9 protein-coding genes are annotated in these 7,964 nt (G+C 69.0%); 3 read left to right on the top strand and 6 right to left on the bottom strand.

Annotated elements, in window-relative coordinates:
- A partial coding sequence (locus tag AC1D01_RS13345) for a DAHL domain-containing protein (protein WP_477866914.1) occupies nt 1-420 on the bottom strand: 420 nt, incomplete at its 3' end.
- A gap of 14 nt (nt 421-434) precedes the next feature.
- The gene (locus AC1D01_RS13340) at nt 435-1,427 is read right to left on the bottom strand and encodes a cytochrome-c peroxidase (RefSeq protein ID WP_477866912.1); all 993 of its coding nucleotides are present in this window, start codon (nt 1,425-1,427) and stop codon (nt 435-437) included.
- Between the two features lie 240 nt (nt 1,428-1,667).
- Here AC1D01_RS13340 and AC1D01_RS13335 point away from each other — a divergent pair, with 240 nt between their 5' ends.
- Together AC1D01_RS13335 and AC1D01_RS13330 are read left to right on the top strand one after the other, a co-directional pair.
- Nucleotides 1,668-2,156: a type III secretion system chaperone gene (locus AC1D01_RS13335; RefSeq protein WP_477866910.1), complete on the top strand. Its 489-nt coding sequence runs from the start codon at nt 1,668-1,670 to the stop codon at nt 2,154-2,156.
- Nucleotides 2,157-2,201: 45 nt separating this feature from the next.
- Complete coding sequence (locus tag AC1D01_RS13330) at nt 2,202-2,444, top strand: hypothetical protein (protein WP_477866908.1); 243 nt, start codon at nt 2,202-2,204, stop codon at nt 2,442-2,444.
- Nucleotides 2,445-2,452: 8 nt separating this feature from the next.
- On the opposite strand, the gene sixA is transcribed toward AC1D01_RS13330, so the two are convergent.
- From sixA to AC1D01_RS13310, 4 genes are read right to left on the bottom strand one after another with little or no spacing between them, the layout of a single operon-like run.
- Nucleotides 2,453-2,914, bottom strand: coding sequence for a phosphohistidine phosphatase SixA (gene sixA, locus AC1D01_RS13325; RefSeq protein ID WP_477866907.1), 462 nt, complete (start codon nt 2,912-2,914; stop codon nt 2,453-2,455).
- A 5-nt stretch (nt 2,915-2,919) separates the two neighbouring features.
- On the bottom strand, nt 2,920-4,995 hold the full coding sequence (gene ppk1 / locus AC1D01_RS13320) for a polyphosphate kinase 1 (RefSeq protein WP_477866905.1): 2,076 nt from the start codon (nt 4,993-4,995) through the stop codon (nt 2,920-2,922).
- On the bottom strand, nt 4,992-6,083 hold the full coding sequence (locus AC1D01_RS13315) for a glycosyltransferase family 4 protein (protein WP_477866903.1): 1,092 nt from the start codon (nt 6,081-6,083) through the stop codon (nt 4,992-4,994). Before AC1D01_RS13315 ends, ppk1 begins: the two co-directional genes overlap by 4 nt.
- On the bottom strand, nt 6,080-6,952 hold the full coding sequence (locus AC1D01_RS13310; protein WP_477866901.1) for a UDP-2,3-diacylglucosamine diphosphatase: 873 nt from the start codon (nt 6,950-6,952) through the stop codon (nt 6,080-6,082). The genes AC1D01_RS13315 and AC1D01_RS13310 overlap by 4 nt, the downstream gene beginning before the upstream one ends.
- Nucleotides 6,953-7,038: 86 nt before the next feature.
- On the opposite strand from AC1D01_RS13310, the gene AC1D01_RS13305 reads away from it, so the two are divergent.
- Nucleotides 7,039-7,964 (top strand): hypothetical protein (locus AC1D01_RS13305; protein WP_477866899.1); only part of this gene is annotated, 926 nt, incomplete at its 3' end.

The raw sequence follows: 7,964 nt of genomic DNA, 5'->3' as shown, positions 1-7,964 counted from the left end.
CGGCAGGTAGCGGGTGGAGTTGCGCAGGATCGAATGCTGCGACTTGAAGCGGTCGATCAGCTCCACCTTCGAGCTCATCAGCTGCCGGTAGGTGTCGAGCAGCGGCAGGATGCGTTCGGCACTGTCGCCGCGACCGCTCCAGAACCGGTCGGTCTTGCTGCGCAGCAGGTCGTCGAGCGACTCGATCACCGGCAGCGGGCTCGCCACCGGGTCGTAGCTCGCATTCAGCCCCGTCTTCGAGCGCAGCACGTCGACGTTCCATTCGGCGTCGATCTGCTTGAGCTGGCGCAGCAGGGTGCCGATCTCGCCGTACTCGACGTGGTTCACGTCCGAGGTCTTGTTCACCAGCAGCGCCAACACCACCGCCAGCACGCCGCCGACGAGCAGGTTCACCCAGGTTCGCTTGTTGATCGTGATCATGGGAGGGCGCTCGTTCAGGGTTGGAGGCGGGGCTCGAGCGAGCGGCCGCGAAGCTCGCCGGTGAGCGTGTGCAGGAACTTCACGATCAACGCCTTGTCCTGCTGCGAGGCCGGCCGGCCGAGCTGGTAGCGGAACATCGTGTCCACCGCGTCGTCGAGCGTGCGGGCCGAGCCGTCGTGGAAGTACGGCGCCGTCAGCGCCACGTTGCGCAGGCTGGGCACCTTGAACATGTGGCGGTCCGCCTCGTTGTGCGTGACGTTGTAGCGCCCCATGTCGGCGGCGGTCGGCTGCCCGCGGCCGGCGAAGTAGTCGCCCATCACGCCGAACACCTGGAACATGTTGCCGCCGACGTTCACGCCCTGGTGGCAGGCGACGCAGCCGTAGCTCTTGAACAGCTGGTATCCCTGCAGCTCGTCGCTGCGCAGCGCCGTCTTGTCGCCGCGCAGGTACTTGTCGAAGCGCGCGTTCGGGGTTGTCAGCGATCGCTCGAACACCGCGATCGCGTCCTGGATGTTGCGCGGCTGCAGCCCGTCGCGGTACGACTCGTCGAAGGCCGCGACGAGCGCCTTGTCGCGCCCGAGCTTCTCGATGACCTGCGGCCAGTTGCTGCCCATCTCCTTCGGGTTGTGCACCGGGCCGGCCGCCTGCTCTTCCAGCGAGCCGGCGCGGCCGTCCCAGAACTGGCGGAAGTTGTAGCCGCTGTTCAGCACCGTGGGCACGTTGATCGGACCGACCGCACCGCCGATGCCGACCGCGCTGACGCGGCCATCGACACCGCCGCGATCGAGCGAATGGCAGCTGGCACAGGCGATGGTGTCRTCGCCGGACAGGCGCTTGTCGTGGAACAGCCGGTCGCCGAGCGCCACCTTGCGCGCATCGAGCCGCACATCGAGCGGGATCGGCCGGATCGGCTCGTCGACCTGCGCCCACGCCTGTCCTGCAGCGAAGCCGCCCAGCGTGGCAGCGAGAACGGCAGCAGCAATTTTTTCAGCATCCAACCAGGGCATGAGCACCTCATCTGTCGTTGTGTGCGTGATGCGTCACTGCACCCGTGGACTATCGGCTCAGGTTGTCACGTGACGTAAGGCATTGCCGCACAGGTCACCGACCCAAAAGGTCAACAAATGCCAACCGCACCGGGGGTGCGTCCCCCGGGTACGAATGTCCTTTCGATCGATGGAACCCGCCGCACGTCGCGGTCACTCAGTTCGCACGGAATCTCTCGGCCCGTCCGGGCTTCTCGATCCATGAGCAACACCCTGAAGAACTTGATGGACGGCTTCTCCCGCCGGGTCGGTGGCGTGCATTTCGAGTTCGACAGTGAAGGCCACTTGCAGTTGGTGGCAGACGGCAAGTACGTCGTGAGCCTGCTGCACGAGCCGGTCGAATCCCGCATCCACCTGTTCGCCGAAGCCGGCACGATGCCTTTCGGCCCGGAGCAGGTCTTCGACGAAGACCGCTGGCAGGCCAGCGCCGACCGCACCGATGCCGAAGGCTTCACGTCGGCACTGCACTGGCATGAATCCACCGGCAGCGTGCTTCAGCTGGCGAGCGCACCGGTCGAACAGCTCGACGACGTGAAGTTCGCCAACTGGCTCAAGCTGTTCCTCGACAACCTGTCGACGCTCGGCCAGATGATCGCGTCCGGCCCGGATGTCGAGAACGCCGAAGTGATCGAGGTCAGCGAATTCCCGCCGATGGATGCGCGGGAACTGGCGCTGCAGCTGATGGTTTGAGGCCGATCAGCAGAGTCTTTCAACCGGAAGTCGAAGGAGCGGAACATGTCCGTCATCAACCGTGCAGTCACCGGCAGCGTATCGACCGCATCGCATGCACCGCCCCCCTCGCTCGAGGTCGAGTTCGAGGGCCACCGCCTGACCCAGGAAGCGAGGCAACCCACGCTGGCGGTGAAGGATCAGGTGAAGCACCTGAGCAACCGCACGCAGCCAAYGATGTGCCCCCGCCTCGACAACCTGATCGACCACGTGATGAATGGGCTCGCCGAAGTCAGCCTCCCCCGCTGACCGCTGCGCTACAGGCAATCCGGCGCCTGCACCGCCTGCAGCACGGTGTCGACGACACCGTCGCGGTCGCGCCGGCGCAGCCACCACACCGCGCCCTTCTTGATCGACCACTCCTGCGCTTGCCCGCTCAGCAGCAGCGCCGCCACCTGCCCCAGCGTCGGCTGGTGACCGATCACCAGAACCGGCTCGGTCGCGTCGGGCCAGCGCACGGCCTTCAGCACGGCATCGGCCGCCGCATCGGGCGCGAGCGCCGCCAGTGTCTTGAACGACTTGTCGAGCGCCTTCGCGGTCTGCTGCGTGCGCACCGCCGGGCTCACCAGGATGCGCGTCGAATGCGCCAGCCGGTGGTTCAGCCACTCGGCCATGCGCTGCGCCTGGCGCTCGCCCTTCGGTGTCAACGTGCGCTCCAGGTCGTCCTGGCCATCGCGCAACACATGCGCCTCTGCATGGCGCCACAGGATCAGGTCCATGGCTATCACCCCGCTTGCTTCGCCACCCTCAATGTCATCAGCGCCTGCTGTGCGCTCGGGCCATCGGTGCCGATCCGCCGGTAGCTGCCGTCCGACTGCAGGCTCCAGGCGTCCTTGCCGTCGTGCAGGTAGGGCACCAGGCATTCGTCGATGACGCGCTGCCGCATCGCCGCATCGCGCACCGGCCAGGCCACCTCGATGCGGCGGAACATGTTGCGCCCCATCCAGTCGGCACTCGACATGAACAAGGCCTCGTCCGCCTCGCCCGCGCCCCAGCGGAAGTACAGCACGCGCGAATGCTCCAGCAGCCGGCCCACCACCGAGCGCACGCGGATGCGGTCGGTCCGGCCCGCGATGCCCGGCGGCAGCATGCAGGCGCCGCGCACGATCAGGTCGATGTCGGCACCGGCCTGGCCGGCCGCCACCAGCGCCTCGATCAGCGGCACGTCGGTCAGCGCATTGATCTTCACGACGATGCGCGCGGGCTTGCCCTGCCGTGCCGCATCGGCCACCTGGTGGATGTGCGCGAGCATCTGCTTGTGCAGCGTGAACGGCGCCTGCAGCAGCTGGCGCAGCGGGCGCATCTTGCCCAGGCTCGCGAGCTGCTGGAACACCGCGTCGATGTCAGCCGTCATCTCCGCGTCGGCCGTCAGGCAGCCGACATCGGTGTACAGCCGCGCGGTCTTCGGGTTGTAGTTGCCGGTCGACAGGTGGCCGTAGCGGCGCAGCCGGCCGTCCTCGCGGCGCGTCACGAGCAGCAGCTTGGCATGCGTCTTCAGGCCGACGATGCCGTACACCACCTGTGCGCCCACGGCCTCCAGCCGCTCGGCCCAGTTGATGTTCGCCTCTTCGTCGAAGCGCGCCTTCAGCTCGACGACGGCCATCACCTCCTTGCCGCGCCGCGCCGCGTCGATCAGCAGATCCATCAGCGGCGATTCGCTGCCGGTGCGGTAGATCGTCTGCTTGATCGCGAGCACGTCGGGGTCTTCGACCGCCTCGCGCAGGAACTGCACCACCGGCTCGAACGATTCGAACGGGTGGTGCATCAGCACGTCGCCGCGGCGCAGCCGCTCGAGGATCGATTCGTCGCGCGACAACCCCGCCGGCCACGGCGCGTCATGCGGCGGGAAGCGCAGCGCCGGCGCATCGGCGCCGTCGATCAGCGCATTCAGCCGCACCAGGTTCACCGGTCCGTTCACGTGGTACAGCGCCGCCTGCGGCAACGCGAACTGCATCAGCAGGAATTCCGACAGCTCCGGCGGGCAGGTGTTCACCACCTCCAGCCGCACCGCCTGGCCGAAATGGCGCGTCGTGAGGCCCGAGCGCAGCGCCTGGCGCAGGTTGGCGACATCGTCCTCGTCGACCGCGAGGTCGGAATCGCGCGTCAGCCGGAACTGCGAGAACGCCTCGACCTCGCGGCCGGGGAACAGCTCGGCCAGGTGCGCGCGGATCACGCTGGTCAGCAGCACGAAGGCCTGGCCTTTGCCGGCGATGTCATCGGGCAGCCGGATCACGCGCGGCAGCACGCGCGGCACCTTGACGATCGCGATCGTGTTCTCGCGCCCGAACGCATCCTTGCCGCCCAGCCGCACGATGAAGTTCAGCGATTTGTTGGCGACCTGCGGGAACGGGTGCGACGGATCGAGCCCCACCGGCACCAGCAGCGGCCGCACCTGGCGCTGGAAGAAGGTGTCGACCCAGCGCCGCTGCGCCTCGTTGCGGTCGCTGTGGTTCAGGATCTGGATGCCCTGCTGCTTCAGCGCCGGCATCACCTCGTCGTTGAAGCAGCGGTACTGGTCGTCGATCAGCAGGTGGGCCTCGGCGGCCACCGTCGCCAGGTCGCGCGCCGAGACGCCGGCGCCGGGCTGGCGCACCGCCTCGATGTAGTCGGCGAAGCGCACCTCGAAGAACTCGTCCATGTTGGACGACACGATGCAGATGTAGCGCAAGCGCTCGAGCAGCGGAACATCCTCGCGCCGGGCCTGGGCCAGCACGCGGCGGTTGAACTCGAGGATGGCGCTTTCACGGTTCAGCAGCGCTGGCATCAGCGGTGCCGGCGAAGCAACGGTCGACGGGGTCATCCGACGAGTTTATGAAGGTTTTGCGTCGGTTTCGTGACACCCATGTCAGCGCTGGGCCGGGCCGGCACCAGGTGATCGAGGAACTCGCGGCACACCGGCTCCCAGCCGAATTGCAGCGCGCGCTCGCGGGCGCGATCGCGCGGGATTTCCAGCGCCTTCAATGCCGCGGTGCGCAGATCGTCGTGCAACACGCCGCCATCGCGCCCATCGCCCTGCGGCCCCACCACGTCGAGCGGTCCGGCCACCGGGTAGGCGGCGACCGGCGTGCCGCAGGCCAGCGCCTCCAGCATCACCAGCCCGAAGGTCTCCGAGCGGCCGGGGAACACGAATACGTCGGCCGCGCTGTAGATGCGCGCCAACTCCGGGCGCGTGACGACGCCGCGCCAGTGCACCTGCGGGTACTCACGCTGCAGCCGCTCCTGCAGCGGGCCGACGCCGTAGACCACCTTCGAGCCCGGCAGGTCGAGGTCGAGGAAGGCCTCCAGGTTCTTTTCGTAGCTGAGCCGGCCCACGTGCAGGAAGACCGGCCGCGGCAGGCCGAAGTCGGCCTGCGGCACCGGCTCGAACAGGCCCAGGTCGACGCCGTGCGACCAGCGCCGCAGCGGCTTGAAGCCGTAGCCCTGCAGGATGTCGAACATGCCGGCCGTCGGCACCATGATGCCGGCGGACTTCGCGTGGAAGCGGCGGAACCAGGCATAGCCCCAGCGCTCGGGCAGGTGCAGCGCGCGCGCCAGGATCTCGGGAAAGCGGGTGTGGAAGGCGGTCGTGAAGGCGAGGCCGCGCTTGATGCAGTGCTTGCGCGCCGCGCCGCCCAGCGGCCCTTCGGTGGCGATGTGGATCGCATCGACACCGCCCCCACTTTCGCCACCATGCAGCGCGGCGTCGATGCGGCGCGACACCTCGCGCCCCGGCCGCCACGCGAGCTCGATCTCGCGGTAGCCCGGGCACGCGAAGCGGCGAAAGCCCGAGGGCTCGATCATCAGCACCTCGTGCCCCAACGCCGCCAGGCCCTGCTGCAGCTCGACCAGCGTCGTGACGACGCCGTTGACCTGCGGCTTCCAGGCATCGGTGACCAGCAGGATCCTCATGCGGCCTCCGCGACGGCTGGTGTGGCCKGCGCCGCCTGCGGCTCGCGGTCGCGCAGCTGCTGCGCCCAGTCGATGATCTCGAGCCGCCCGTCGGCATGCTCGACCAGCGCGGTCAGGCTCTCGACCCAGTCGCCGTCGTTCGCGTAGGTGATGCCGTCGATGTCGCGCAGCTCGGCATGGTGGATGTGCCCGCAGACGACGCCCTGCACGCCGCGGCGGCGCGCCTCGCGGGCGACCGCGTTCTCGAAATCGCCGATGAAGCTGACGGCGCGCTTGACCTTCAGCTTCAGGTACTTCGAGAGGCTCCAGTACGGCAGACCCATGCGTGCGCGCAGCGAGTTGAGGTGGCGGTTCAGCTTGAGCGTGAACTCGTAGAGCGTATCGCCGACGTGGGCCAGCCACTTGGCGCACTGGATCACGCCGTCGAACAGGTCGCCGTGCAGGATCCACAGCTTGCGGCCATCGGCGGTCTCGTGCACCCACTCCTCGGCCACCTCGATGCCGCCGAACTCATGGCCGACGTAGCGGCGCGCGAACTCGTCGTGGTTGCCGGGGATGAAGACGACGCGCGTGCCCTTGCGCGCCTTGCGCAGCAGCTTCTGCACCACGTCGTTGTGCGCCTGCGGCCAGTACCAGCTGCGCCGCAGCTGCCAGCCGTCGACGATGTCGCCGACCAGGAACAGCGTGTCGCTCTCGACGTGGCGCAGGAAATCGAGCAGCGCATCGGCACGGCAGCCGGGCGTGCCCAGGTGCAGGTCCGAGATCCACACGCTGCGGTAGCGCAGCCGGTGCGCGGTCGGCTCGTCCTCCGGCCCGGGAGGAGGTTCCTGCGGGACGGTCCAGGCACGGAGAAAAGCGTCTCGTTGCATGGACGCTCAGCTTCGCAGCCGGCCATGACGCGGCGGTGGCAAGGCCATGACGGAGCGGTGACGCGTGCGCCGCCGATAATCGCCCGATGCACTTGTTGATCCCCTACGCCAGCACGCTCTCGGAAGCTGGCCTGCCGGCCCAGCGCGGCCTGGCCCTCCCCCACCTGCAGCGCCTGCTGCCCCGCATGGCACCTGCCGACAAGCTCGGCAGCGACGAGTACTCGCTGAGCACGCCGGCCGAACAGGCGCACGCCCAGGCGCTGGGCTGGCACGGCGCCGACGGCTGCCTGCCGTGGGCCGCCCACGCGGCCGCGGCCGACGGCGTGCCGGTCGGCGACGCCCCCTGGGGCCTGCTGACGCCGGTGCACTGGCATGTGGGCGCCGAGCACGTCAGCGTCGGCTACCCGGAACAGCTGCGGCTGAGCGCCAAGGAATCGCATGCCCTGTTCGAGGCGGTGCGCCCGCTGTTCGAAAGCGAGGGCTGGCAGCTGGCCTGGGGTTCGCCGCTGCGCTGGTACGCGTCGCACGACTCGCTGGCAGGCCTGCCGACCGCATCGCTCGACCGCGTGATCGGCCGCAACCTCGACCTGTGGATGCCCGACCACCCGCAGGCGAAGGCGATCCGCCGGCTGCAGAACGAGGTGCAGATGATGCTGTACCAGCAGCCGGAGAACGACCACCGCGCCGAGATGAGCATGATGCCGGTCAACTCGTTCTGGCTCAGCGGCTGCGGACGCCGGCAGCCGGCGGGCTCGACCGCTGCGCTGGTCATCGACCACCGGCTGCGCGCCCCGCTGCTGGGCGAGAACTGGGGCGAGTGGGCCGAGGCCTGGCGCGCGCTCGACGCCGGCCCGGTGCGCGATCTGCTGGAGCGCAGCGATGCCGGCGAGGCGGTGTCGCTCACCTTGTGCGGCGAGCGCTTCGCGCAGCGGCTCGAGGCGCAGTCGCCGGGCTGGCTCGCGCGGCTGGCGCGCCGCTTCGGCGGCGCGTCGCCGCTCGCGCTGCTGGAGGC

Source organism: Rhizobacter sp. P3_B12, assembly GCF_056402895.1.
This window is presented reverse-complemented; position numbering and strand designations above follow the sequence as displayed.